Origin of the sequence: Paractinoplanes polyasparticus, assembly GCF_019710575.1 — a bacterium.
Lineage (GTDB): Bacteria > Actinomycetota > Actinomycetes > Mycobacteriales > Micromonosporaceae > Actinoplanes > Actinoplanes polyasparticus.
The window spans coordinates 1-25,086 of the sequence record NZ_JAHWFK010000025.1 but is presented as its reverse complement, the minus strand read 5'-3'; the positions used below and the strand labels follow the sequence as shown (position 1 = coordinate 25,086).

General features: G+C 70.3%; 18 protein-coding genes, 1 tRNA gene and 1 pseudogene. 13 read left to right on the top strand and 7 right to left on the bottom strand.

The window, feature by feature from the left end:
- Positions 1-34: 34 nt before the first annotated feature.
- Together KXC43_RS24015 and KXC43_RS24010 are read right to left on the bottom strand one after the other, a co-directional pair.
- A complete protein-coding gene (locus KXC43_RS24015; protein ID WP_255644726.1) occupies positions 35-3,283 on the bottom strand; it encodes a S8 family serine peptidase in 3,249 nt (1,082 codons plus the stop codon).
- 261 nt (positions 3,284-3,544) lie between these two features.
- Positions 3,545-3,979, bottom strand: a complete 435-nt coding sequence (locus KXC43_RS24010; RefSeq protein WP_251797195.1) for a GNAT family N-acetyltransferase — start codon at positions 3,977-3,979, stop codon at positions 3,545-3,547.
- A 46-nt stretch (positions 3,980-4,025) separates the two neighbouring features.
- Here KXC43_RS24010 and KXC43_RS24005 point away from each other — a divergent pair, with 46 nt between their 5' ends.
- Positions 4,026-6,827 carry an Hsp70 family protein gene (locus KXC43_RS24005; protein ID WP_221378389.1) on the top strand — a complete coding sequence of 934 codons (2,802 nt, stop codon included), beginning with the start codon at positions 4,026-4,028 and terminating at the stop codon, positions 6,825-6,827.
- 66 nt (positions 6,828-6,893) lie between these two features.
- On the opposite strand, the gene KXC43_RS24000 is transcribed toward KXC43_RS24005, so the two are convergent.
- Complete coding sequence (locus tag KXC43_RS24000) at positions 6,894-7,979, bottom strand: ABC transporter ATP-binding protein (protein WP_221378388.1); 1,086 nt, start codon at positions 7,977-7,979, stop codon at positions 6,894-6,896.
- Between the two features lie 139 nt (positions 7,980-8,118).
- Between KXC43_RS24000 and KXC43_RS23995 the strand changes: the two genes are divergently transcribed.
- Positions 8,119-8,192 (top strand) — tRNA-Thr (locus KXC43_RS23995).
- A gap of 102 nt (positions 8,193-8,294) precedes the next feature.
- Here the strand turns inward: KXC43_RS23995 and KXC43_RS23990 are convergent.
- From KXC43_RS23990 to KXC43_RS23975, 4 genes are all read right to left on the bottom strand, one after another.
- Positions 8,295-9,437 carry a site-specific integrase gene (locus tag KXC43_RS23990; protein ID WP_221378387.1) on the bottom strand — a complete coding sequence of 381 codons (1,143 nt, stop codon included), beginning with the start codon at positions 9,435-9,437 and terminating at the stop codon, positions 8,295-8,297.
- Positions 9,438-9,736: 299 nt separating this feature from the next.
- A complete protein-coding gene (locus KXC43_RS23985) occupies positions 9,737-10,051 on the bottom strand; it encodes a helix-turn-helix domain-containing protein (RefSeq protein WP_221378386.1) in 315 nt (104 codons plus the stop codon).
- Positions 10,048-10,953 (bottom strand): TRM11 family SAM-dependent methyltransferase, encoded by a 906-nt coding sequence (locus KXC43_RS23980; RefSeq protein WP_221378552.1) that lies wholly within the window; start codon positions 10,951-10,953, stop codon positions 10,048-10,050. The genes KXC43_RS23985 and KXC43_RS23980 overlap by 4 nt, the downstream gene beginning before the upstream one ends.
- Positions 10,954-11,197: 244 nt before the next feature.
- Positions 11,198-11,890 (bottom strand): hypothetical protein, encoded by a 693-nt coding sequence (locus KXC43_RS23975; protein ID WP_221378385.1) that lies wholly within the window; start codon positions 11,888-11,890, stop codon positions 11,198-11,200.
- 739 nt (positions 11,891-12,629) lie between these two features.
- Here KXC43_RS23975 and KXC43_RS23970 point away from each other — a divergent pair.
- The 11 genes and pseudogenes from KXC43_RS23970 to KXC43_RS51180 form a co-directional block, all read left to right on the top strand.
- Positions 12,630-13,445 carry a hypothetical protein gene (locus KXC43_RS23970; protein ID WP_221378384.1) on the top strand — a complete coding sequence of 272 codons (816 nt, stop codon included), beginning with the start codon at positions 12,630-12,632 and terminating at the stop codon, positions 13,443-13,445.
- A 251-nt stretch (positions 13,446-13,696) separates the two neighbouring features.
- Positions 13,697-14,110: a pilin gene (locus tag KXC43_RS23965; RefSeq protein ID WP_221378383.1), complete on the top strand. Its 414-nt coding sequence runs from the start codon at positions 13,697-13,699 to the stop codon at positions 14,108-14,110.
- Between the two features lie 323 nt (positions 14,111-14,433).
- Positions 14,434-16,182 carry a TrbL/VirB6 family protein gene (locus KXC43_RS23960; protein WP_221378551.1) on the top strand — a complete coding sequence of 583 codons (1,749 nt, stop codon included), beginning with the start codon at positions 14,434-14,436 and terminating at the stop codon, positions 16,180-16,182.
- Positions 16,182-17,132 (top strand): PrgI family protein, encoded by a 951-nt coding sequence (locus KXC43_RS23955; protein WP_221378382.1) that lies wholly within the window; start codon positions 16,182-16,184, stop codon positions 17,130-17,132. Before KXC43_RS23960 ends, KXC43_RS23955 begins: the two co-directional genes overlap by 1 nt.
- Entirely contained in the window at positions 17,129-18,883 is a 1,755-nt protein-coding gene (locus KXC43_RS23950) for a VirB4 family type IV secretion system protein (RefSeq protein WP_221378381.1), read from the top strand. The genes KXC43_RS23955 and KXC43_RS23950 overlap by 4 nt, the downstream gene beginning before the upstream one ends.
- A gap of 27 nt (positions 18,884-18,910) precedes the next feature.
- A complete protein-coding gene (locus tag KXC43_RS23945; RefSeq protein ID WP_221378380.1) occupies positions 18,911-20,329 on the top strand; it encodes a hypothetical protein in 1,419 nt (472 codons plus the stop codon).
- Positions 20,326-21,930 carry a type IV secretory system conjugative DNA transfer family protein gene (locus KXC43_RS23940; RefSeq protein WP_221378379.1) on the top strand — a complete coding sequence of 535 codons (1,605 nt, stop codon included), beginning with the start codon at positions 20,326-20,328 and terminating at the stop codon, positions 21,928-21,930. The genes KXC43_RS23945 and KXC43_RS23940 overlap by 4 nt, the downstream gene beginning before the upstream one ends.
- 68 nt (positions 21,931-21,998) lie before the next feature.
- Entirely contained in the window at positions 21,999-22,799 is an 801-nt protein-coding gene (locus KXC43_RS23935; protein WP_221378378.1) for a replication-relaxation family protein, read from the top strand.
- Complete coding sequence (locus tag KXC43_RS23930; protein WP_221378377.1) at positions 22,787-23,818, top strand: C40 family peptidase; 1,032 nt, start codon at positions 22,787-22,789, stop codon at positions 23,816-23,818. The genes KXC43_RS23935 and KXC43_RS23930 overlap by 13 nt, the downstream gene beginning before the upstream one ends.
- A 138-nt stretch (positions 23,819-23,956) precedes the next feature.
- Positions 23,957-24,355 carry a hypothetical protein gene (locus tag KXC43_RS23925; protein ID WP_255644703.1) on the top strand — a complete coding sequence of 133 codons (399 nt, stop codon included), beginning with the start codon at positions 23,957-23,959 and terminating at the stop codon, positions 24,353-24,355.
- A gap of 301 nt (positions 24,356-24,656) precedes the next feature.
- Positions 24,657-25,086, top strand: a pseudogene (locus KXC43_RS51180) (MarR family transcriptional regulator); the annotation flags it as partial.

Sequence of the window (25,086 nt, the reverse complement as noted above, 5' to 3'; positions counted from 1 at the left end):
CACGCCGGACGGGGCCCTTTGCTGTTGGCGACTACTACCCGGTGACAGCCGTGATGGCGATCGGGCCGCGGCCGACGACCGCGCCCTCACTGGTCACGATCGCGACCTCACCCGACAGCTCCCGGCCGGCCGGCGGCACCGCGAGCACGGTGACCGAGGCGTTGACCGTGGTCGACGCGCCGTTGGCCAGCGCGACCGGCGTGGCCGGCGTGCTGACCGAACCGAGCGCCGGGCTGAAGTAGACGTCGAGGTAGTCGTAGGCCGTGGTGCCCGCGGGCACCGAATAGCCGTCCACCACCGCGGTGTACGTGCCCGCGGGCGGGTTCGCCAGCGAGATCGACTCGTCCGAGTCACCGTCGGCGTCCTGGCCGACCAGGGTGTCGCCCCGGTACAGCGACAGGTCGAGGTCGGCGGTGGCGTCGGCCGGGTTGCCGATCGTCACGTCGAGCCGGCTCGCGCCGTCCGGCACCACGATCTCGTACTCCTGGCTGGCGCCGTCCTCGATGGTCGGGCGCTGACGGCTCGCGCTGCCGAGCGGGCCGCCCTGCGCGGTCACCGTGACCGGGCCGAACAGGTTCTTGACGGCGAAGCTGACCGGCGCCGGCTGGTTGACCGTCACGCTGGGCAGGGTCACCGACGCCGGCGTCAGCTGCACGCCCTGGATCTTGGCGTCCAGCTTGACCGGGTTGCTCAGCACCGGCGTGGTGCGCCGGGCCTCGACCTCGAGCTCCCACACACCCGGGATCGGGTTCTCGTACGACCGCTCCGACGGCTTGCAGACGTTCGCGTCGGAGTAGTTCGTGTAGCAGTTCGAGCTGGCCGTGTCCTCGGCCGGGACGCCCCACGGGTTGATCGCGATCCAGCGGGCCTGCGAGCCGGTGGCGATGCCGGACAGGTCGACCTGCAGCGCCTTGGCCCCCTCGGGCACGGTGACGAAGAACGACGTGGTCGAACTGCGGTCGACCTGGCCCGAGAAGGTCGTCGCGTACGACGGCTTCTTCGTGTCGACGCCGGTGACGATCGTGTTGAGCACCTCGAAGTCGACCACCGGGGTGGACGGGTCGTCGACCTTGAGCAGCGCGCTGGCCACGCCGGTCCTGGCCCGCACCACGACCGGCACGCTGACGGTCTTGTTCAGCGGCAGCAGCACCAGCGGCGCCGAGACGAACGAGTCGCGGTCACCGATCCACGAGAGCTTGTGCAGCACCGGGTAGCTGGGGCCGGACGTACGGGTCAGCTTGATCGTCTGGATCTTGACCTGGCCCGGCTTGAGCCCACCGGCGGCCACGGCGCAGCGGTTGTAGATGCCCTCGCCCTGGTTGGGCGTGGCCAGCTGGCCGGCCAGCGGCGTGCAGACCGGAGCCGACGACGTGTACGTGCGGGTGGCCGACTTCTTCGCCAGCAGCTTCCACGCGTCGGGCACGTTGAGCTGGCCGTATCCCTGCTCGTTGACCTGCTCACCCGGGATCGGGTCGGACGTCGAGTAGATCGCGCGCCGCAGCGACAGCGGGGACACCTTGATGCCGTTGGCCTTGGCCGCCGACAGCAGCAGCGCCGCACCACCAGCGGCCTGCGGGGCCGCCATCGAGGTGCCGTTCTGCATCGAGTAGCCCGGCGGCAGGGTGTACGGCACGGTGGCCAGGCCGGGGATGACCTCCCAGGTCGGCGAGAGCGAGATCGCCGAACCGGGCGCGGCGATGTTCGGCTTGAAGCCGCCGTCCTCGCGCGGGCCCCGGGACGAGAACGGGATCAGCTGCAACGGCTTGCGGGTGTCCGCGCCGTAGTTGGCCTTCCACGTGTCGTCCGAGATGCTGGCGGCGACGCTGACCACGGCAGTGGCGCCGGAGGGCTCGCCGATCGTGTTCACGCCCGGGCCGCTGTTGCCGGCCGAGATGAACAACTGCACGCCGTACTTGTTGATCAGGTCGTTGTACAGCTTGGCCTGCGCGTTGGTGCCGTCGTTGAGCGAGGGCAGCCCACCGATCGACATGTTGACCACGTCGACGCCGCGGTTGATGACCAGGTCGGACATGCCGGTGGTCAGCGCGACGTTGGTGCAGCCGCCACCCCACGAGCACGCCCGCGACGACACGATCTTGGCGCCGGGCGCCTGGCCGTCGAACGCGGCGTTACCCAGCAGGTCGTTGCCCGCGGCGATGCCGGCCACGTGCGAAGCGTGCAGGCTCTCCGGGATGCCGATGTTGACGAAGTCAGCGGTCGGCGGGTAGTTCGGGTTCTCCAGCGGGGCGAGGTCGACGTCCTCGCGGTACTCGACGACGAACGGCATGCGCTCGACCACCGCGGTGGCGGCGTTGTCGGTGCCGAAGTGGCCGACGTCGAACTTCTCCTTGTACGGCCGCATGACGGCGTCATCGGTGAAGTCGAGGTTCTGGTTGCTGTCGACCCGGATGTCGTGGCTGACCGGGTCGTAGAGGATGCCCCACGTGTCGGTCGTGTCGCCGTCCCGGTTGACGTCACCGGCGGCGTCGGAGCCGGCCGTGATCGACTCGCTGAAGCGGTTGATCCGCCAGGTGCCGGCCGGCGCCTTCCACGAGGCGCCCGCGTACGTGAAGGCCGGGCCGGTCACCTCGGTGAGCATCGCGCGCCAGGAGCCGTCGTTCTCGAGCAACGGGTCGGTCGCGGTCACCCAGTCGACGATCTTGCGCTCACCGGTCGTGGTCCTGGCCAGCGCGGGGTGGTCGATGTCCACACCGGAGTCCATGATGCCGATGGTGATGCCGCGGCCGTCGTACTTCGGGTTCTTCTTCTTGAAGTCCACCGAACCGGTCTCGTCGGTCGGCAGGTACGGGTTCGCGGCGGGCGTCGACGGCCCGGGCGCGGCGAGCTGCACGGGCTTGCCCGGCTTCTCGTGCCGGCTACCCGTCTCCGGCAGCTTGATCGTCTCTTCGAGGTCGACCGCCACGATGCCGGACAGCTCGGCCGCGGTCAGCACCTTGCCGATCGGCACCGACGCGAGCACGTAGCCGATCTGGTCGAAGCGGCGGGTCACCACACCGCCGAGCGCCTCGATCTTCGCGGCCACCTCGGCCGACTTGCCTTCTTCGGTGGCGACGATCGCCGTGACGAACTTCTTGTTGGCCGCCTCGGCCTTGGCCAGCAGCTCGGCGTCGTGCGCGCCGAGGGTGTCGGCCGACGCGTCCTTGGGGGTGGCGGGGTTCTCGGCCGCCTTCTGCAGAGTGGCGAGAACGGCGCCCTGGTCAGGCGCCGCCGCGGCCGGAAGCGCACCGCTCAGCGTGACGCCGGCGGCCACGCCGACAGCCAGTACCGAGGTGAACGTTCGCCGGCCCCATGTGGATTGTTGTCTCACGTACGGGTCCTCCGGAAGGAAGGCGCCCCAGCGGGGGTTCACTGGGCGCGATCACCGGATCTTCCGATCGATCGGCATAGAAGTCACTACGGTCGATGACGTTGTGACGAGGCCGTGACATTCGGTCCTGCGCATCAATTCAAGCGTGTTACCGCAGGTCACCTCGTATCGACGGATGCGAAAGCAAATGTCAGGATCGGGTGGCCACTCTCCGCTTTATTCAGCTCGCCGGATCAGGTCCCAGTTGAGCAGGGTGAAAGGCGCCTCCTCGTCGGCGCCCGCCCGGCGATAGGTCGCGAGCGCGGCCTCGTTGTCCGGTTCGGTCCCCACCCACATGCCGTAACAGCCGTTGCGGCGCGCGATCGCAGCGAGCTCGGTCACCAGCGCGTTCCCGATTCCGCGCCGGCGGGCTTCGGGTACGACGGAAAGCTCGTACACGAACATCTCGGTGCCCTTGTCGGGGTGGGTCATCTCGACCCCCGTGATCATCCCGACCGCACGCCCGTCGTCGTCGTAGGCCAGCAGCAGGTGGTGCCCGGCCGTGGCCAGGAACCGCCCGGTCGCCTCGGCCAGCGGTGGCCCGTCGAAGAGATCCGCCGCCGCGTGCACCTCCGCGGCGTCCACGATCCGCTCGATCCGCACATCGACCACCCCTACGCTCGTTCCGTCGTCGTCTGTGGGTCGTAGCATGACGCGGGTGACCGAAGGCTTCGAGCTCGGCGTCGACCTGGGCACCTCACACACGGTGGCCATGCTGCGACGTCCCGACGGGCGGACACGGCCGCTGCTGTTCGACGGCCGCCCGCTGCTGCCGTCCGCCGTCCACCTCGACGCGTCCGGCCGGCTGCACGTCGGCGCCGACGCCATCCGTCTCGGCCACGCCGACCCCGGCCGCCTCGAACCCCACCCGAAACGCCACATCGACGAAGATTCCGTGCTGCTCGGCGACGGCGCCGCCGTGCCCGTCGCCGACCTGCTCGCGGCCCTGCTGGGCGCGGTCGCCCGCGAGGCCGTGGCCACCGCGGGCTTCCTGCCGCCGGCCACGGTCACCCATCCGGCCTCGTGGGGCGCGCCGCGTCGGGCGGTGCTGGTCGATGCGCTCGCCCGGGCCGGTTGGCCGAGCGAAACGGCATTGCTGCCCGAGCCCGTGGCCGCCGCTCGCTACTTCGCCGAGGTGCTGCGCCGTCCGTTGCCGGTCGGGGCCTCCCTCGGGGTGTTCGACTTCGGCGGGGGCACGCTTGACATCGCCGTGGTGCGCCACGACGGGCCCGGCGCGGCCTTCTCGGTGACCGCCTCGGGGGGCGCCGACGACCTGGGCGGCCTCGACCTCGACGCGGCCCTCGTCGACCACCTGGGCAAGTCGCTGGCCGGGGCCGAGCCCGAGGCGTGGCGAGCCCTGACCGAGCCGGTGACGCTCGCGCAGTGGCGAGCCCGGCGGCAATTCTGGGAGGACGTGCGCGGCGCCAAAGAGATGTTGTCGCGCAGCTCGTTCGCGCCGGTGCCGGTGCCGGGGGTCGAGCAGGCGGTGCACCTGACCCGCGACGAGCTCGAAGCGGCGATCGACCCGCTGGTGCGGCGGGGCGTGGCCGAGGCAGCCGCGGTGATCGTGGCGGCGGGGCTCCAGCCGGCCGAGCTGAGCGGGCTCTTCCTGGTCGGCGGGTCGTCGCGGGTGCCGCTCGTGGCCCGGCTGCTGCACGCACAGCTGGGCATCGCGCCGACGGTGCTCGAGCAGCCCGAGCTGCCGGTCGCCGAGGGGGCGACGCTGCCCTTCGCCACTCCCGCGTCCGCGGCGGCCTCCGCCGCTCCCCCTTCCGGGCCGCCCACCGCTGCTTCTAGCCCGCCTACGGCCACTGCAGGCCCGCCCACCGCCGCTTCCGAGCCGCCTACTCCGCTTCCGGGGCCCCCTCCGGCTCCCCCCGCGGCCTCGGGTCCGGTTCTAGGGCCGGCTCGGCTCGCCGACGACCGGCAGTACGGCGAGCCCGTCGACCCGTGGGCCACCGGTGAGGCCGCCGCCATCGCCGCCGGTGCGCACGCCATGCCCGGCTCGCCGTCCTACTCCGGCCCGCCCGCCTCGTCGTCCCCGTTCGGGCCGCCCAGCGCCGAACCCTGGCTCGCCTCCGACACTCCCCAACCGTCGTCGCCCCCGACCGGGAAGGCACGCGGCAAACGGCGCCGCTGGATCATCGCGGGAGCCGCGGCGACGGCCCTCGTCGTAGCGGCCGGCGCCACCCTCACCTGGGCCATGTGGCCGCGCTACCCCGCCCTCGACTACCAGAACCTCGGCGAACCCGTGCACGTCACCCCGGCTGTACCGCTCGGCTCGGCCTGGAAGGACGCGGTCATCCGCGGCGACCGCGCCTACCTCGGCAGCGCCGACTACGACACCGGCAAGGTCGGCGTCGTCGCCATCGACACCGGCGACACCAAACCCGTCTGGACCAACCCCGCCGCCGGCACCGCCGACCGCTGGGAGTCCATGACCGCCCTCCCCGACGGCGTCGCCCTGTTCAGCGAGACCGACTACGACACCGACAGCAGCCAGCTCATCGTCCTGAGCGCCGACCGCGGCGAAAAACGCTGGGAACGCACCCTCGGCGAGAACGACATCGTCTACTTCGCCGGCGACCGGGCCGTCGTCGCCGACCGCGCCGGCAAACAACTCCTCGGCCTCGACCTGACCACCGGCGAGCAACGGTGGGCGGTCCCCGACCCCGAAGGCACCCCGCCGCCCGCGCTCATCGCCGTCACCACCCCGGCCGACCTCTCCGGCCCGGCCAGCGCCCAGGGCCGTGCCCTCGCCCCCGACCTCGGCGACGACCCCCGGCTCGTCCAGATCGCCGCCGACCGCTCGGCCCGCGTCATCGACGCCGACGGCAAGGTCCTCGCCTCCCGCCCCAACGTCGCCCGCCCCGACGACGAGGTGATCGCCCACAACGGCCGTCTCATCGTGCGCGGCTCCGAGGACATCCACCGCATCGTCGCCTACAACCTGGCCGAACTGGACGGCGACACCATCGCCTACACGGCCGGCTCGGCCACCGCCCGGCTCAGCGCCCTAGCCCCCTGCGGCGACGACCGCATCTGCATGATCGAAGGCACCGGCTACGGCGACGACCGGGCCAAAGTGGTCGCCGTCGACGTCGCCGACCGCAAACGCGTCTGGGAAGCCGCCGCCCCCGACGCCGACAAGATCGTCCCCGTCGGCGAAGCCGTCCTGGTCAGCTACTCCACCACCACCCGGCTGATCGACTCCGACGGCGCCGAGATCTGGGCCCGCCCCGCTGCCGCGGCCCGCCTCGACGCCACCAACGTGCTCGAATTCAGCAAACCGCTGGCCGGCTACGCCGACGACCCGGCCCTAGCAGGCCGCCACCTCGGCGACGACCCCGTACAACTCGGCCCGCTGGCCGGCGTGCAGACCGACACCTGCTCGTGGAACAGCACCCACCTGGCCTGCGCCACCCAGAAAGACTTCATCGTCGTCCAGTACGCCGGATAGCCACTGCGGACACGAGAAACCGGGCGGCCCCCGAAGGGACCGCCCGGCCTACTGACGTCAGATCGTTCAGATGCGAACGCCGGACTCCGCGTTGAACATGTGGATACCGGTCGTCTGCGGCTTGATGTAAACCGTCTCGCCCATGTTCGGCATGTTGCGACGGTCGGTGCGGACCACGAACCGCTCCTGAGTGCCGTCGAAGTCGGCGTGGCCGTACACGTTGGCGTCCGAACCCAGGTCCTCGACCAGGTCGACGACGATCGGCAGCGCACCCGCGGACTCGGTCGTCAGCTCGGCCGCCTCGGGACGGAAGCCGATGGTGACCTTGCCGCCACCGTTCTGCGCGGCAGCGAGCTGCTCGCGGGTCAGCGGCACGTTCCACGAGCCGAACTTGCCGCCCGTCTCGGTCAGCGGAACGGTCTTGATGTTCATGGCGGGCGAGCCCATGAAGCCGGCCACGAAAACGTTGCCGGGGGTGTCGTACAGGGCACGCGGGGTGTCGACCTGCTGCAGCACACCGTCGAGCATGACGGCCACACGGTGGCCCATCGTCATGGCCTCGACCTGGTCGTGCGTCACGTAGACGGTGGTGACACCCAGCTTCGCCTGCAGCGAGGCGATCTGCGAACGGGTCTGCACACGGAGCTTCGCGTCAAGGTTCGACAGCGGCTCGTCCATGAGGAACACCTGCGGCTCACGCACGATCGCGCGACCCATGGCGACACGCTGGCGCTGGCCACCGGAGAGCGCCTTCGGCTTACGGGAGAGGTACTCGTCGAGCTGCAGAAGGGCCGCGGCCTCCTTCACCCGACGGTCGATCTCGGCCTTCGAGGTCTTACGCAGCTTCAGAGCGAACGCCATGTTCTCGTACACCGACATGTGCGGGTACAGCGCGTAGTTCTGGAACACCATCGCGATGTCCCGCGACTTCGGCGGCAGGTTCGTGACGTCCTTGCCCGAGATCAGGATGCGACCACGGTCGACATCCTCGAGCCCAGCGAGCATGCGCAGGCTGGTGGACTTGCCACAACCGGAGGGGCCGACCAGAACGAGGAACTCTCCATCGCCGATCTCGAGGTTCAACTCGTTGACAGCGGGGCGCTCAGAGCCCGGGTAAATCCGGGACGCCTTGTCATACGTAACGGTAGCCATGCTGAAACAGACTTCCTTTCCACCGGCAGGAACGTGCCGGACGATCCGAGTGGAGGAACAGCCATGTAAACGTAAAGCTTTTTACACGTCATGCCAAGGTGGCCAGCACTTTCACAGCAAGTATGCTGGCCCCCAGCCCGCCCCTGTAGCTCAGATGGCCAGAGCACCCGTCTTGTAAACGGGAGGTCGTCGGTTCGATCCCGACCGGGGGCTCTCAGATTCACCCAGGTCACGCCATGATCAACTTAGTGTGACATCGATGAACTTCGTATCGCGGTCCCGAATGGTAGGGAAACGGTAGGGATCTTGGTCCCGCTAGCCTGCCTGACGCCGTGGAACGATGGCCGCCGCCGCTTCCGCGGCCGCTTTGCCCACCGACCCGATCAGGTGGCCGTACGTATCGCTGGTTAGGCCGATCTTGGAGTGGCGCATCCGCTTGGAGACCACCGAGATGTCGACGCCGGCCTCGATCTGGATCGACGCCGCCATGTGCCGGAGGTTGTGCAGCGGCACGTTCCTCAGCCCTGGCTGCCGAATCAGCCGCTTGAAAATCTTGGTCACCTGAGTGGGATCATGGGGTGATCCGTCAGCGCGGGTGAAGACGAGATTTTCGTCGTTGCGGTACGCCCGGCCCATCTTCAGCCGCTGCCTGGTTTGCTCTCGACGCCAGTTGCGGAGCACCTCGACCGTGACGGCATCGAGGTCGAGGGGCGTGGCCTCGCTGTCGCCGGTCTTCAGCCGAGTCCGGTAACTGATCTTGTGGCCCTCTTTGTTGGCTCTTCGCGCTGTTAAGTAGCTCTTGGCCGTAATCTGCCATTCGGGGACAAGGCGTCCGGCGTTGAGGTCGACCTCGTCCCAGCCCAGACCGCACAGCTCGCCCCGCCGGAGCCCGGCAAAAGAGCTGAGGTGGAACAGCGGGTACAGCGGATGTTCCTCGATGGCATCGAGCCAGGACCCGAGTTGCTCGGGTGTCCATGGCCTGACTTTCCGGCGCCGTTCCGTGGGCTTGTCGGCCAGCACCGCGACGTTGCGGGGAAGGCCCGCCATGCGCATCGCGGCATTGAGCGCTGCCCGGAGAGTCGCATGCGCGCGGTTCGCCGTCGCAGGACCGAATGGGCGAGGCACGACTACGTGCTTGGGTTTGACGGGCCGCTTTCGTCCGGCACGCTGGCGCTCCTGGTCGGCGGCGGCCGCCTCGGCTTCGTAGCGCGCATTCAGCTCCACGGCGCTGCTGATCTGCTCGTTCCGCTCCTTGATATGTTCGCGTAACGCCTTGGTGACGTGATGTGCTCGGAGGTCAAGAAGCTTGTGCTTGCCGATCCGCGGAATCCAGACATTCTCGATGTCTCGTCGGTAATTGTCGATCGTGTTGTCGCGGAGGTCGCGCACCTCAGCCTGGTTGACGAGCCACTGCCGCAACCACTGAGTGACGGTGATCTTGTCGTCCTCGGGAAGCAAGCCGGCTCGATGCTGACGGACTACCTCAGCGCGAGCGTCGGTAGCGTCCTTCCCCGTGGCGAAGCCTCCCTTCTTCACCTGGTGTCGGTTCCCGCTCGGCTCAGCTAGCTCCACCAGGAACGACCACGAGTGATTGCTTCTGCACGCCTTGGCCGGGCACTCCTCCCGGCAACGCTGGAACACCCCCGGCACCGGCTTGCCTCGGTGCACGTACGGTCGGTTCACCTTTTCTCCTCATTCCTGAACCGGGACTCGTCAAGCGCGGAGGGTCCGGGTGGGCCCTCCGCGCCAAGATCGACCTACTTGCCGCCGCCGTCCTCGTCGTCCGGGACGCCCAGAGCGGCGAGCAGATCCGCACGCTTGACGATCAACTTCCGGCCCAACCGCAGCGGAGTGATGGGCAGTTCGCCTGCCGCCAACGCCCGGTAGGCGGCGCTGCGGCTAATCCCGAACGCCCGCGGCACTACCGGGTCGAACGGAAACGCGACCGGCAGCGCGCGCAAACGTGCGGGCGTCATCACCCCGATGTCTGGCCCGGATCCCATGATCGGCATGTGCGTCACCCATAGACGCTCCGCCTCGTCGCTGCGGTCAAGCCGTTCGGTACCGGTCATTCGCGCACCCACGAGACTTCGCTTTGCGAGCATCTGAGTTCAGTCGAACTCGTGGAATTTGAGTCCCGTCGAAGGACGATCACGTCTTCGTGCTGCACGAGCCATTGCGGGTCTCCGTCGGTGATGGCGTCACCGACGTTCTTCTGCTGGAAGAAGGACGCCCTCGGTATGAGTACGCCGTTGCGGACGCCGGCCATCAGGGCGACGCACTCTTCGACCAGTTCGAGCCCGGCCGCCTGTCCGGCGGCGACGGCCATGCCCGGGATGTCTACGAGTTCGCCGTGGCGCCGGTAGGGGCGGGCGGTGATGACGACGTGTCCGCCGGGTCGCAGGACCGTCCGGCATCCTGCGAGGATGTCGGTGAAGCCCTGGGCGAGGGTGTCGTGGTTGCGGTAAGCGAGGTTGTCGCTGCCGCCGTAGCGGTGGTGGAGCTTGCGGACTTTGCCGCGCCGGGGGCCGGGGGTTCGGACGTGGCCGTGGGTGGATGGCCCGTACGGCGGTGAGGTGATCACGAGGGCGACCGCGCCGCGCATCTGCGGCGGCAGCAGCGTCGGTAGCTTCCTGGAGTCGCCGGTGTAGATGACGCCGGTGCCCGAGACGCCTTGCTTTTCGGCGAGGGCGACATTGACGGCGGCGAGGGCGGCCCACTTGTCTTCGTATTCAACGCCAACGCCGTGGCGGTCGAGGTGCATGGCTTCGACCACAGTGGTACCGATGCCGGCCATCGGGTCGAGGACGAGATCCCCGGGGTCGGTGTAAGTGTTGATGGCGTAGCGGGCAATGGTCGGCAGCATCTTGCCCGGGTGGGTGATCGACTCGTGCGTGTACCGGCCCTGACGGAGCGCTCGGGAGGGCTGCTGCCCGGTCAGCCAGACCGATCCGGGATATCCCTGGGTGAGCAACGTGGCAGCGGAACCGGAGACCGGGACGGGGCCGGGGACGGCAGCCGGGACGGAGCTGGTGGCGGGGACGGGGACGAAACCGGGGACGGGGACGGACCCGGCGACCGAGGCATCCGTGGTGCCGAACGTGGGGACGGGGACGGACCGCGTGGTCGGAGCGTCCGGACTGCCGATCGTGGGGACGGTACCGCTTGCGGGGACGGAATCGAGGGCGGCGGAGGCGGGGCGGGTTTCGGGGGTGAGCTCAGACATCAGCGGCCTCCGGACTGATCGACGCGAAGACGACGAGATCGCGGTGCGCGCGGACGTGACGACCCGCGATGAGCGGCGGCCGGTCGACCGGGCCGAGGCCGGTGCGGGGGTCGGCCTCTGGCAGGCGCACGAGGACCGCCGGGATGTGCTGGTGGTAGAGCAGCCCGGCGGTGCGGGCGGCGGCAATGACGGTCGAGCGACGTGCCGGGGCTCCGGTGCCCGGCCCGGCGGCGAGCAGCAAGGCGAGGAACCCGCCGGGGCGTAGCAGCTCCTGCCACGAATGCAGCGCCCGGCTCAGGTCGTACACGTCGCGGGTATCGATGACGAGGCGCGGCAGGGTCGCTACGACGAGCCCGGCGGCGTGCCGGATAGTGACCGCCGACCGGCCGTCGAGGGGCTCCGGCCATACCGGCGGGTGTTCACCATCGGTGACCGCGACGCCGGGGTTGCGGTGCAGGTGCTCGGCAGCGGCGGCCACAGTCGGGTGGCCGTCGGTGTCGAGCACGGTGTCGCCGACGCGGGTGTAGCGGGCGATGAGGTGCGCGACATGGTCCGGGTGCACGCCGTACCAGTCGGGCAGCGCTCGCCCGGCCGAGTCTGTCGGGCGGTAGGCGTGGGTCGGGTGCAGGAACAGTCCGACGGGTGCCCGGGTCGGGCGGTTGTCGGTGGAGTGGGTCTGCGGCATGGGCGTGGTGGGCCATGTCCGCCGACGAAACGCTGACATATAGAGATACAGATTCCGGGCCTGTTTTCGACATCAGCTCGGACCTCGGACCCCTGCCGGTGCCCGGTAACACCGCCATGAAGGTCCTAAAACAAGATCTACTCAGGGTTGAACACGCAGGTCAGAGCCCTGGACGGTGTCGCGTCCACGTCTGCCAGAAGGCGTTGATCGCCGCACCCTGAACAAGACGAGGCATCCTCCAAAACAAGATCAAGCGTCACCTGTAACAAGATCGCCTTCCGGGTTGAACAAGATCATCAGCAACTGTAACAAGATCGACTTGAGGGTTAAGCAAGTTCATCGAGGGTTGCAGGGGGTGGGCTCGTCACTCGCTCGGGTTGAACACGGCCCCACCCGTTCGGCGCGCCCAGGTTCACCGAGGGCCACCTGTGGTGGAGGCGGACATTGATGTTCACGGCATGTCTGCGGCGACCGAGGGTCAGCGTTACGTGCTCGTGTGACAGGGGCTGAACACGCTGGTCAGCCGTCACCGCACTGCGTACCGGCAGGCGGGGCAACGTGTCGACTTTGGAGTTCCGGCCCATGCGCTAGCACGGAGATTGAACACGTGGCGTGACCCCTGAACAAGATCCACAGTGTTCAAGATCTGTGACACCCGAGTGGCGGGATGGGACCTGTTCCCGCTGGACGCCCTTCGAGGGCGCCGGCATCCCACACCCACGTTCTCGGGGGGTCTTCCATGTCTGAGTCCATCCGTTCCCTGCTGCCCACCGCCGGTGCGCACGCACCGGCTCTGGTGCTCGGTGAGCAGCCGTTCGACGTCGCCGCGACCGCGTTTCGGCTGCTCACCACCGGCCCCGGGCCGCTGTCGGTCGACGGCGCCGCCCTCGGTGGGGGCCTTCCCGCCCGGCGGATCGCGCTGTCGGAGCTGGCCGCGATCCTGATGCACCCGTCCTGCGCGTACGCCACGAGCGACCGGGTGTGGCGGCTGCTGATCGAGCGTGCCCGCACCGACGGTCCGGCCTGGGTGGTGGGCGCGGTCGGAGTCGCCCTGCCGGGGCTGCGTCCGGCGGCGTACCGGCTGCGCGGGTTCTCCGGTGACGTGCAGGCCGAGCTGTTGACCGCCTTCGTCGTCGCGCTGCGCAGCATGAAGCTGGGCAGTCCGCGGGTGGCGCAGCGACTGCTCAGCGCCACGTTCACCGCCGCCCGCGCCGCGCTGCGCGCCGACCAGGCGCGTCCGAAGACGCCGGTGGAGCTGTCGGTGTCCGCGCCGACGGCCGGGCACCCGGACCTGGTGCTGAGCTGGGCGGTCACGGCCGGAGTCATCTCCTCGGCCGAGGCGGAGCTGATCGGCGTCACCCGCCTGGAGGGCGTGTCGGTGGCCGGCTACGCGCAGCGCCTCGGCAAGGCGGCCAAGGCGGTCTACAAGGCCCGCGACCGCGCCGAGGAACGCCTCGTGGCCGCGATCCGCGCAGGCATGCTGTCCGACGAGGACGCAGCCGTGATCGCCGAGGCCACGATGACCCTCGCATCCGACCCGGGACAGGGCTTCTGAACTGCGCTTTTACAGCCCGATGTCGAAAACAAGGCCCAAATCTGTATCTCTTAATGCGGGACTTTTCCGCACCTGGTGACCTCGTTCGACCGGCCCCGCTGACGGCGCTGACACCCCAACGGCCCGCCGAACCTCTCGAAGGAGGACGGCCACCGCGCCGGTCACGAGGTCACCACCTCTTTCGCACATTCGCTCGCCCGGACCCACACCTCGGGGTGTGGGGCCGGGCTGCCTGGAGGTGCCCCCGTCCCATGAACCGCCACCCGTTGCACCGCCCCACCCCGGCCCCGCGTCGGCCGGTCACTGACCGGCGCGGCCGACGCCTGCCCCGCACCACCGTACGGCTCACCACGACAACCTCCGTCACTGCCTTGGTGGTCCTGACCTGCGCCGGTACGGCGCAGGCTGCCCCTGCCGATGCGGGAACGGTCGTGCTGGCCGCCGAGTCGATCAACCAGGTCGTCAACAACATCCGGATCTGGCTGATGGGGATTCTCGCCGGGTGGGCCACCCTGTGTCTGACCGTCGCGTTCCTGCGCTACACCAGTGGTGAGGCTGACGAGGTCGAGCGCGGCAAGCGTGGGTTCCGCAGCGCCGCGATCGGCTACGCCGGAGCTCTGCTGTCGCCGCTGATCGTCACCATCGTCGGTCAGTGGGTGGCCTGATGACCCCCATTCCATCGTCCCGTTGCCGGGTACGGCTGCTCGTGCTCGCCGTGCTCGCCGTGCTCGCCGTGCTCAGCGTCGGCTTGACCGCCGGTCCCGTCCTCGCCGGACCGGCGTGGGCCGATCCGTCCCCGGCACCCGTCCCCGCACCGGGCGCACCGTCCCCTACGTCCGCACCCGCACCGGTCCCCCCGTCCCCCATCCCGACACCACCACCGGCCGGGCCGACGCCGACCGTCCCGTCGTCCCCGCCCACGCCCGCGCCGTCCCCGGGGCCGTCCCCGTCCCCGCCGCCCACCGACGCCGGGGACGACGAGCCAGGCTTGTTCGACATTCCCGGCCAGATTCGTCAGGCCATCAACGAGTTCCTGCTGTGGGTCGCCAAGACCGGCCTGCAGCCGGTCATGAACGCGCTCGGCACCACGGCGTTGTCCACCCCGGACATCACCGGCAACCCACAGGTCAAAGCAGTGTGGACGACGAGCCTGATCGTCGCGAACGGCATCTACGTGCTGTTCGTGGTTCTCGGCGGGTTCATCCTCGCGTCCCGGGAAACCTTGCAGAGCCAGTACGGGTTCAAACAGATCGCACCCCGGCTCGCCGTGGGCGCGGTCGTCTCCAACATCAGTCTGATCCTGTGCGGCAAGGCCATCGAGATCACCAATGCCCTGACCGCCGCCATCGCCGGGCAAGGTGTCGACGGCCCGAACGCGGCCAAAGCCATCAGCGGCATCCTCGATCAACCCCTGACCGGCGCCTCACCCAACATCCTGCTCATTCTGCTGGTCATCGCCGTGGCGGTCCTCGGCCTGGTCGTGGTCATCACGTTCATCCTGCGCGTGGCGCTGCTGGTCCTGTTGTTCGGTGTGGCACCCCTGGCCATGGTGTGCCACGCCAGTCCGCAGACCGAGGGCATCGCCTACACCTGGTGGCGGGCCTTCTTCGCGTGCCTCGGGTTGCAGCTGGTCCAGGCGGTGATCGTGGTGGGCACCGTCAAGGTGTTCCTCACCCCGTCCGGGCTGGTGCTGCTCGGGGTGCCGGCCACCACGAGCGGCCTGCTCGGCGTGCTGGTCTGCGTCACGATGCTGTGGCTGCTGATCAAAGTGCCCGGCCTGATGAAACAGTTCGTCCTCGCCCCGATCGGGATGCAAAGCCAGGGCCGGGGCCTGATCGGGCAACTGATCCAGGCATTCGTCATGATCAAGACCCTGGGAGCCGCCGCCGGGCTCACCGGCGCGGCCACGGCAGGCAACCGTGCCGCCCGCGCCCAACCGGCGGCACGCCAGCAGGCCGCCACCAGCGGAACGAGGCCGGGGACGAGGACCGCTCGGCCCGTCCCGGCCCCGGGCGGACGCGGCGCACGTCCGACCACGCCGCGCCCTGCCCGGTCCCGGCCGTCCCCGACCGGTCCGGTGGCGTTCAGCAATGCGCCGACCACGCAGACGCCGTTGTCGGTGCCCGCTGGCACCAACGGGGCACCGGCGTTCAGCCACCCCGCACAGCCGGGCACCCCCGCACCGGCCCCGACCGGTCCGGCCCCGGCCACACCGTTTTCGCATCCCAGCCGTGCACAACCGCCTTCGTCACGGCCTGGTGCCACCCCGCCGCCGGTTGTTTTCAGCAACGCCGCGCCCACCCCGGCAGGCCCGACACCGCCAGGCGGCCCGGCACCCGCACCGACGTTCTCGGCTCCGCAGGCGCCGCAGAGCGCGCCGCGCCGGCCACCGGCCCCGGCCACGCCGGTGTTCTCCTCCGCACCATCGACCCCGAAGACGCGGCCCACGGCGGCCCGAAGCACGGCTACCGCCCGCCCGTCCAGCGCGGGCAGCTCGCCACCTGTGACCGGGACACCGGCACCGTCACCGGCTTCAACCGCGCGGCGGTCTCCGCGCCCGGCACCTCCACCGGCAAGCCCGCCGCCGTCTGGGCCGCGACCAACAGGCAGCGCTTCTCCGGTGTTTCGCCCGGCACCACCGTCCCCGCCCCCGGCGGCACCATCCCCGCCGCCTCCGGCGGCTTCGTCCCCACCGTCCCCGCCGCCTGCCAGGCGCCGTCCCCGAGGAGGTAAGTGATGAGTCGCCGTAGCGACGAAGCGCCGTTGCGCGCCCGGGTGCCTGCTGATGTCGAGCGGGAGGACCGGGTGGCGTTCAATCTGACCTGGCGGCAGTTGGTCATCCTGACCGTCATCGGCCTGCTGCTGTACGCGGCGTGGACCGCCCTCGCAACGGTGGTGCCGCCGCCGGTCTTCCTCGTCTGCGGGCTGCCGATCGCCGGGGCCGGGTTCTTCCTGGCGGTTGGCCGCCGCGACGGGATCAGCCTCGACCGGTGGCTGCTCGCCGCCGTCCGGCACCGGCGTGCCCCGCACCAGCTCGTCCCGGCGGACGGCCCGATCGCTCCGGCTCCCGGGTGGGTGTCGACGACGCGGGGGCCGGGTGACCGGCTGCCGCTGCCCGCCCCGCTGCGCCTGCCCGCCAAAGGTATTACCGCTGACGGGCTGGTCGACCTCGGCCCGGACGGCACCACCGGCCTGGTTGCCGCGTCGACAGTGGCGTTCGGGCTGCGTACCCCGGCGGAGCAGAACGGCCTGGTCGCTGGGTACGCCCGCTGGCTGCACAGCCTGGACGGCCCGGCGCAGATCCTCGTTCGCGCTCAACGCGTCGACCTGACCGATCTGGCCGACCGGCTGCTGTCTAGGGCGCCGAGCCTGCCGCACTCCGCGCTGGAAGAGGCGGCCCGCTCCCACGCGGGATTCCTCGACGACCTCGCCGCGCGGCGGGAGCTGCTGCACCGGCAGGTCACCGTCGCCGTGCGCAGCACCCGCAGCCCCGGCCACACCATGCATCAGGCCACCGAAACCGTGCGGGCGCTGTCCGGCTGTGAAGTCGCGGCGACCGTTCTCGGGTCGGCCGAGGCGTCCGTCACGTTGGCCGACGCCCTCAACCCCGCTGTCCCGCCGTCCCCGCCGCTGGCGGGCGGTGCGGGACGGCCCGTCCCCGACATGCACGGAAGTGAGGAGCTGTGAAGCTGTTGTCACGCCGTCGTCCGCCCACCGTTTCCGAGACGGGAACGGTCGTCCCCGGCATCCCCGACGCCGTCGAAGTCGGGGGACGATCCGTCCGGGTCGGGGACGACTACAGCGCCGCCTTGGCCGTGACCGGCTATCCGGCCGAGGTCGGCCCTGGCTGGCTCGAGCCGCTGCTGTCCTATCCGGGACGGGTTGATGTGTCGCTGCACATCGAGCCCGTTCCCCCGGTCGTGGCCTCCCAACGGTTGCGTAAGCAGCGCGGCCGGTTCGAGGCGTCCCGCCGGCAGACCGCGACCAAGGGTCGCCTCGATGACCCGGAGTTGGACGCCGCGGCGGCTGATGCCGCGGACCTGGCCTCCCGCGTCGCCCGGGGCGAGGCCCGCCTGTTCCGCCTCGGCCTTTACCTGACCGTGCACGCCGACACCGTGGCGGAGCTGGCCGACCGGCTGACCGAAGTCAAAGCCCTCGCCTCGTCGCTGCTGCTCGATGTCGCGCCGGCGACGTGGCGGCAGTTGCAAGGCTGGATCACCGGCCTGCCCCTGGCCTTCGACGCCCTCAACATGAAGCGGGTCTTCGACACCGACGCCCTCGCGGCCGCGTTCCCGTTCACCAGCCCCGACCTGCCGACCACCGCCGCCGAAACCGGCATGGGCGTGCTCTACGGCCTCAACCTGCACTCACCCGGTGTGGTGGTGTGGGACCGGTGGGCGCAGTCGAACTACAACTCGGTCATCCTCGCCCGCTCCGGTGAAGGGAAGTCCTACCTGGCCAAACTCGACCTGCTCCGCAACCTCTACCTGGGGGTGGAGGCGTTCGTTATTGACCCCGAAGACGAATACGTGCGCCTCGCTCAGGCGGTCGGCGGGACAATCATCCGGCCCGGCGTGCCCGGGGTACGGATCAACCCCCTGGACTTGTCCGCCGGGGACGGCGACGACGCCCTCGTGCGGCGGGCACTGTTCCTGCAGACCTTCGTCGCGGTCCTCACCGGCGGGGCCGGGGTGTCACCGCAGGAAGCCGCCGCCCTGGACGTGGCGGTCCTGGCCGCCTACCGGAGCAAAGGCATCACCACCGACCCGCGTACCTGGCGGCGGCCCGCGCCGCTGCTGGCCGACGTCGCCACCGCATTGCACGACACGGACGACGCAGGACGAGTCCTTGCGGCCCGCCTGTACCCGTACGTGTCCGGCAGCTTCAAGGGGCTGTTCGACGGTCCGACCTCCACAGCCCCGGACGGGCACCTGGTCGTCTACGCGATCAAGGACCTGCCGGAGGAACTGAAGCCGGTCGGCACGCTGCTCATCCTGGATGCGATCTGGCGCACCGTCAGCACGGCGAACCGCACCGGGGCGTCCACCCGGCGGCTGGTGTTGGTGGATGAGGCGTGGCTGATGCTGCGCGCCGGCCTCGGCGCGGACTTCCTGTTCCGCCTGTCGAAGTCAGCGCGCAAGTACAACACCGGGCTGTCCGTGATCACCCAGGACGCCGCTGACGTGCTGGGCACCGATGTCGGCCGGGCCGTGGTCTCGAACGCGTCGACGCAGGTGCTGCTGCGCCAAGCCCCGCAGGCCATCGACGTGGTCACGGAGGCGTTCGGGCTCACCGACGGCGAGCAGGCGTTCCTGCTGTCCTGCGCCCGCGGAGACGCCCTCCTCGCTAGTGGATCTTCGCGGGTGGCGTTTCACAGCCTCGCCGACGACGTCGAACACGACCTGGTCATCACCGGTCCACCCACGACCCGCCAGTAATCCCGCTCGACCGATCGGGGGTCCATCATGGCCATTTTCGTCCTGTTGTTCAATGCCTCGTCGCCGCTGTTCACGGTCTCGTCCGCGCTGCTGACACCGCCGTCCCCGTCCCCGTCCCCGTCGCCACCGTCGTCCCCGTCTGGGTGTGTGCCCGGCCGTGACGGTATCCCCGACTCCGTGTTCGGTGAGATGGCCTGCGGCACCTGGGGCCGCAAGGCCCCCGGCGCCGTCTGGGAGCAGGTCCGTGACCGGTGGCCGCTGCTGCTTGCCGGTCTGGTTGTCCTTGTTGGACTCGTTCTGGTGGGGCGGTTTTGGCGGCGGCGGGTGTGGCGCCAGCACGCCGCGCAGGCCCGCTGGTTGCAGATCGTGCCGCCGGTCACCGCCACCCCGGCCGCGACCGTCGGCCTCTGGCGGCTCCTGGCCACGGCGTTGCCCGCGCCGGGCCGGTGGGCGCTGCGCCCGCCGCGCATCGTGTGGGAAGTCGAGGCGGACCCGCACGGGATGCGCGCCGGGCTGTGGTTACCGCCGGGGGTCAACCCGACCGCTGTGCTGCGGATGCTGCAGCGGGGCTGGCCCGGCGTCCGCGCCGAGCAGGCCCGGCCGCCCCGCATCTCCCCCGGCGGGACAACGGCCACGCTGATGGTGCGCCCGACCCAGCCGGACTGGCTTCCCCTGGTCGAGGACACCTCCACCGCCAACTCCCGCCATTGGGAGAGCGCCCCGCCCGACGAGGACCGGCTGCGGGCGGTGTTCGACGGGCTCGCCTCGGCCGGGCGCACCGGCGGTGGCCTGCTGCAAGTCCACATCAGCCGCGCCCCCGCGCACCGGCTGCGGATGCTGCGCCGCGCCACCACCCACCCGGAACACGCCCGCAAAGCCTGGGGCACCGCCCGCGCCGCCGGTCTGGTCGCTGACGGGCTCCGCGCGCTGATCCTCGGCGTGCTCAGCCTGGTCACACCCGGTCCGTCGAGTAGTTCGCGGCGGCGTACCGGCCCGGCAGATCCGTATATGGCGGACCTGGCGCGGCAGGCGCGCGGGAAACTCGCCGCCGCCCCGCACCTACTGGTCGCGGTGTACGCCACCGGCACCGGGCCGACCAAGGCCGCCGCGCTGGCCGCCGCCGCGGACATCACGAGCGGATACGGGCTGCTGTCGGCCCACTTTACCCGCCGGCGCCTTCGAGGCGGTCCCAGCGCGGCGGCACAGCGGTGGGTGCCCGAGGCCCGGATGAGTCTCGCCGCTGTCGGTGAAGCCGCCGCCCTGGCCGGGCTGCCCGCCGAACCGGCCGCCCACGGCCTACCCGCCGCCGCGTCCCGGCGCCGCCCCGGGGGCCGCGACGTCTTCCGCGCCGGGCCCGCCTCCAGCCGCTCCACCTCGCCGAAGCCCGACAGCAACGAGCCGCCGAGCACCGACGATGACCCACCGACTCCTTGGAGCGCCCCGTGACCACCACCGACCCGCGTGCCGCGTCGAACTCCCGCCCGGAGGGCCGACTCAACCTTGTTCCGGTCGATCAGCGGCACGGTTTGGGCGGGAAGGTGATCGGTGTCGCGAACGCCGGCCCGCGCACGAGGATCGGGATTTCGCTGACCGACTGCCGGTACCACGTGCACGCGCTCGGTCCGACCGGTACTGGCAAGACCACCCTGCTGATGAACATGATCCTCGACGATGTCGAGGCCGGACGCGGTGTCGCCGCGTTCGACCCGGCCAAAGGCGACCTGATCCGGGACCTGCTCGACCGGCTCCCCAAGTCCGCCGGTGGCCGCCTGGTGCTGATCGACCCGGACGAGCGGCACGCACCCCCGGTGATCAACCTGCTCGACCCGGCCGTGCACGGCGGCACGCCGCACGACGTGGCCGCGAACCTGACGGCCGTCATGGCGAAGGTGTGGGCGCGCTGGTGGGGGCATCGCACCGCCGACATCTGCTACCACGCCCTGCTCACCCTGGCCCACCTCGAAGGTTCGACCCTGGCGCAGTTGCCGCGGCTGCTGTCGGACACCCGGTGGCGGGCCGAACGGGTCACGACGGTCACCAACACGCTGAAGGCGTGGGAGGGCAACACCCTCGGCGAGTTCTGGGAAGGCTTCGACGGCCTCTCGGCCGGGCAACGGGCCGGGCTGACCGCGCCGCTGCTGTCGAGGCTGCGGCTGGTGTTGGCGCATCCGATGGCGACGTCGCTGTTCGGGGTGGCGGCCACCACGTTCTCCTTCGCCGACATCCTCGACGGCGGGCTACTGCTGGCCCGGCTGCCCAAGGGGGTCATCGGTGAGGACGGCACCCGGCTAATCGGCTCGTTGCTCCTGGCGGGGTTGTGGCAGGCGACCACCGCACGCGCTCGCATCCCCGAACACGATCGCCCGGACGCGATGGTCGTGCTCGACGAGTGTCACAACTTCCTGCACCTGCCCATCGGTATCGATGACGCCCTCGCCGAGGCCCGCGGCCTGCACACCTCGTTCGTCCTGGCGCATCAGTACCTGGGCCAGTTGTCCGGCGACATGGTCGAAGCGATCGATGCCAACGCCCGCAACAAGGTGTACTTCGCCCTCGCCCCGCGCGACGCCGTCGACCAGGCCCGCCACCTACGCCCGTATCTAGACGACGGGGACCTGATCCGGCTCGGCGGCTACGAGGTCGTGCTGCGGCCGGTGGCCGCCGGCCGGGTGGTGCCTCCGGTCACCGCGGACACCGAGCCGCCTCGGCCACCGATCAAGGGCCGTTCCACGGTGCTGCGGCAAGCGGCACGCGAGCACACCGGTCTGTCGCACGAGGACCGCAGGAACCTGCTCGGCGCAACGGCGACGGTCCCGGCGAGCACCGAACCGCAGCGTTCAGTGCAGGTTCCTGTACAGCCGTTGGTCGGTCGTAACACCTTCGCTGTTCATGGCGTGCGGTCCAACGAGACCCCTCATGAGCCGTCCAACGAGCAATCCAACGAGTTTTCCAACGAGTCCGAGGACTCGTTGGAAAACGCCCCCTATGACAGCTCATACCCGCAGGTCAACGGCGTTGAGGAGGACTGGTGGACCGGAACCGACTGATAAGAGATATCACTCCTTCTAGCCTTCATGCTTCTGCCCCTAACGGTGCTCGCCTGACGGCGTCCGTCGTGGCCGGCGAACTGACCAGACTCACCCCCCGAGACCGGTTCCTGCTCAACCTGCTCGACCAGCACAAGACCTTCACCACCGACCAGCTCGTCGATCTCACCTTCGGTTCCGCCGGTCGAGCCCGCAACCGGCTCAACACCCTGCTCGAGCGCGACATCCTCGACCGGTTCCGCCACTACCAACGGCCCGGCTCGCAAGCCTGGAGGTGGACCCTCGGCCCCGTCGGCGCGGCAATCGTCGCGGCCGGAAACGGTGACCCGCTGCCCCGCCCGTCCGCCGTACGCGACGCCACCGCCCGACTGGCCCTGTCTCCGACACTCACGCACCTCATCACCACCAACGGGTTTTTCGTCGCGCTCAGCGCGCACGCCCGCACCGACCCGGCAACCCGGTTGGCGCGCTGGTGGAACGAGACCGCGTGCCGGGAGGCGGTCGGCACGGTGGTACGCCCCGACGGGCACGGAGTGTGGATCGACGGCGGACACCCGGCGCCGTTCTGGCTGGAGACCGACCTCGGCACCGAAACCCTGTCCCGGGTCGTCGGCAAGCTCGGCGGCTACGCCGCGCTCCCACCGTCGCGCGCCTATCCGGTGCTGTTCTGGTTCTCCACCGCCGCCCGTGAGCTGAACTTCCACGCCTACCTCACCCGCGCCGGGGTGCCCGGCGGGGTGACCGTGGCGACCGCCGTAGCGGCCGACACCGGCGGCCCGGCGGGTCCGGTGTGGCGGGTCGCCAGACAACCGGGCCGGGTCAGCCTGGCCGAGCTGACCATCCCGGACGGTGCGGCATGGGACGGGTGATCTCGTGGGCGCTCGGCGGCCTCGTACTACTGCTCGTGGTCATCGTCGCCGCCGGGGCCGGGGCCATGTCCGCGCTGTTCGGCGGCGGGGCCGCCTACGCCTGTACTGCCATCGTCACCACCCCGGGCACCATCCCGGCCGGGCTGACCGCCGAACAGGCGGGCAACGCGGCGGTGATCATCGGAGTCGGTCAACGGATGAGCATCCCGCCGCGCGGGTGGGTGATCGCCGTCGCGACCTCGTGGCAAGAGTCGCGTCTGGTCAACCTCGGCAACCTCGGGGCGGACAACGACCACGACTCGCTCGGGCTGTTCCAACAACGCCCGTCGCAAGGGTGGGGCACCCCGGCCGAGATCATGAACCCCGGACACGCGACCACCTCGTTCTATCAGCGGTTGCGACAGGTGCCCCGGTGGCAGAGCCTGCCGCTGACCGACGCGGCGCAAGCGGTACAACGCTCGGGGTACCCGGACGCCTACGCGAAACACGAGACGCGTGCCGCCGCCATCGTCGCCGCCTACACCGGCGGCGTGGTGTGCGACGGCGGCGACAACCTCCCGCCCGAGGCCGCCGCCAGCCTGCCGCCCGGATTCACCCTTCCGGCGGGCACGCCGCCGCCGGCGGTGACCGCGATCGGGTGGGCGCTCGCACAGCTCGGCACCCCGTACACCTTCGGCGGGGACTGCACCGCCGCACACTCCGGCATACCCCGGCACCAGTGCGACTGCTCCTCGCTGATGCAACAGGCCTACCGGGCCGCCGGAATCCGCATCCCGCGCACCACCGCCGATCAGGTCCACGCGGGTGCCGCCGTGCCCGGCCCCGCCGACCTTCACCCCGGAGACCTGATCTTGATCCCCGGTGGCGGCGGCACCCGCGCCGACCCCGGTCACGTCGGCATGTACCTCGGTGCGGGCCTCATTGTGCAAGCTCCGAAAACCGGTGACGTGGTGAAGATCAGCAAACTGTCGTCGTGGATAAATCAGATAGCGGCAATACGTCGCATCGTGCCGAGCTGACGCTTGACATTCCTATGAAGTCGAGCTCCGCCGGCCGGGGGCGGTGAAGTGACATTGAGCTCAATACGTCGACTTGACTTCACCGTGCGATAGAGCGTCCATGAATAGGTAAGCAATTCGCCACGGGAAGGAAACGACATGACCGCCCCGGTATTGCGTACCGAATCCATTGCCGCCGCCGTGACCGGGCTCGCGGCCCGCTGTGACGGTCCTACGCTGGCCACCCTGACCGCCGCCGGTGACACGGTGACCGCCCGCCCGGAAACGTTGCCCGGCGGCGTCACGACCGCCGACAGCATCCCCGCCGCGATGGCGGGAATGGCCCGGCTGATCGCCCGGCACCCGGCCATGTTCACCGCCGACGTGGCCGGATACGCGGTCATCCTGCCTGGTGAGCGCGTCGTGTTCGCCGCCGACCGCACCGGGGCAACCCACCACATCCAACTCCCCGGAGTCCCGACCGAGCCGCTACGCGCCGACCGGTGGGACGCCATGATCGACAGCATCACCGCCATGATCACCGCCGCCACCCACTGACCGACACGCCCGCTAACCGTTCGCCCCTACCGGATACACCGGCGCGGCCAGAAAGCCGACGAGCGGCCCGCACAATGCCGTTAAACGCGATACCGGGCCGATAGGCGCACGGCGCGACGAGGCGAAACGGGTTCCCGGAACGGCCGCCGGAAAGAGTCTTGGAAATGCGGGTTGACAATGACCGCGTGCAGAGGGTCCATGGACGTGGGCAACAACAACTGCCCTACCAGAACCGCCAAACAAAAGCGCACCGCATAACGCGGAACGCCATTACCAACCCCATTACCGGAGGTATTCAGCCATGACCACCACGACCACCACCGCCGCCCCGACCGCCGCCGAGACCGTCGCCGCCGCCCTGACCGCCCACGCCGACGGCATCACCACTCGCGCACTGTCCGAGGCGGCGGGCGTGAGCCCGTCATCGGTCGCGAAGGCCCTCGCCGCGATGGAGGCCGCTGGCACCGCCACCCGCACCCCCGGCCCGGCCAACGGCAACCGCAAGCCTGCCGACATTTGGCACCCGGTCACCGCCGCCCCGGCGGACGAGGCCCCCGGCGACGACGCCACCCCGGCGGGCACGGCGGACGAGACCCCGGCGGACGAGACCCCGGCGGACGAGACCCCGGCGGACGAGACCCCGGCCGACGACAGCCCGGCCGACGACAGCCCGGCCGACGACAGCCCGGCCGACGACAGCCCGGCCGACGACAGCCCGGCCGACGACAGCC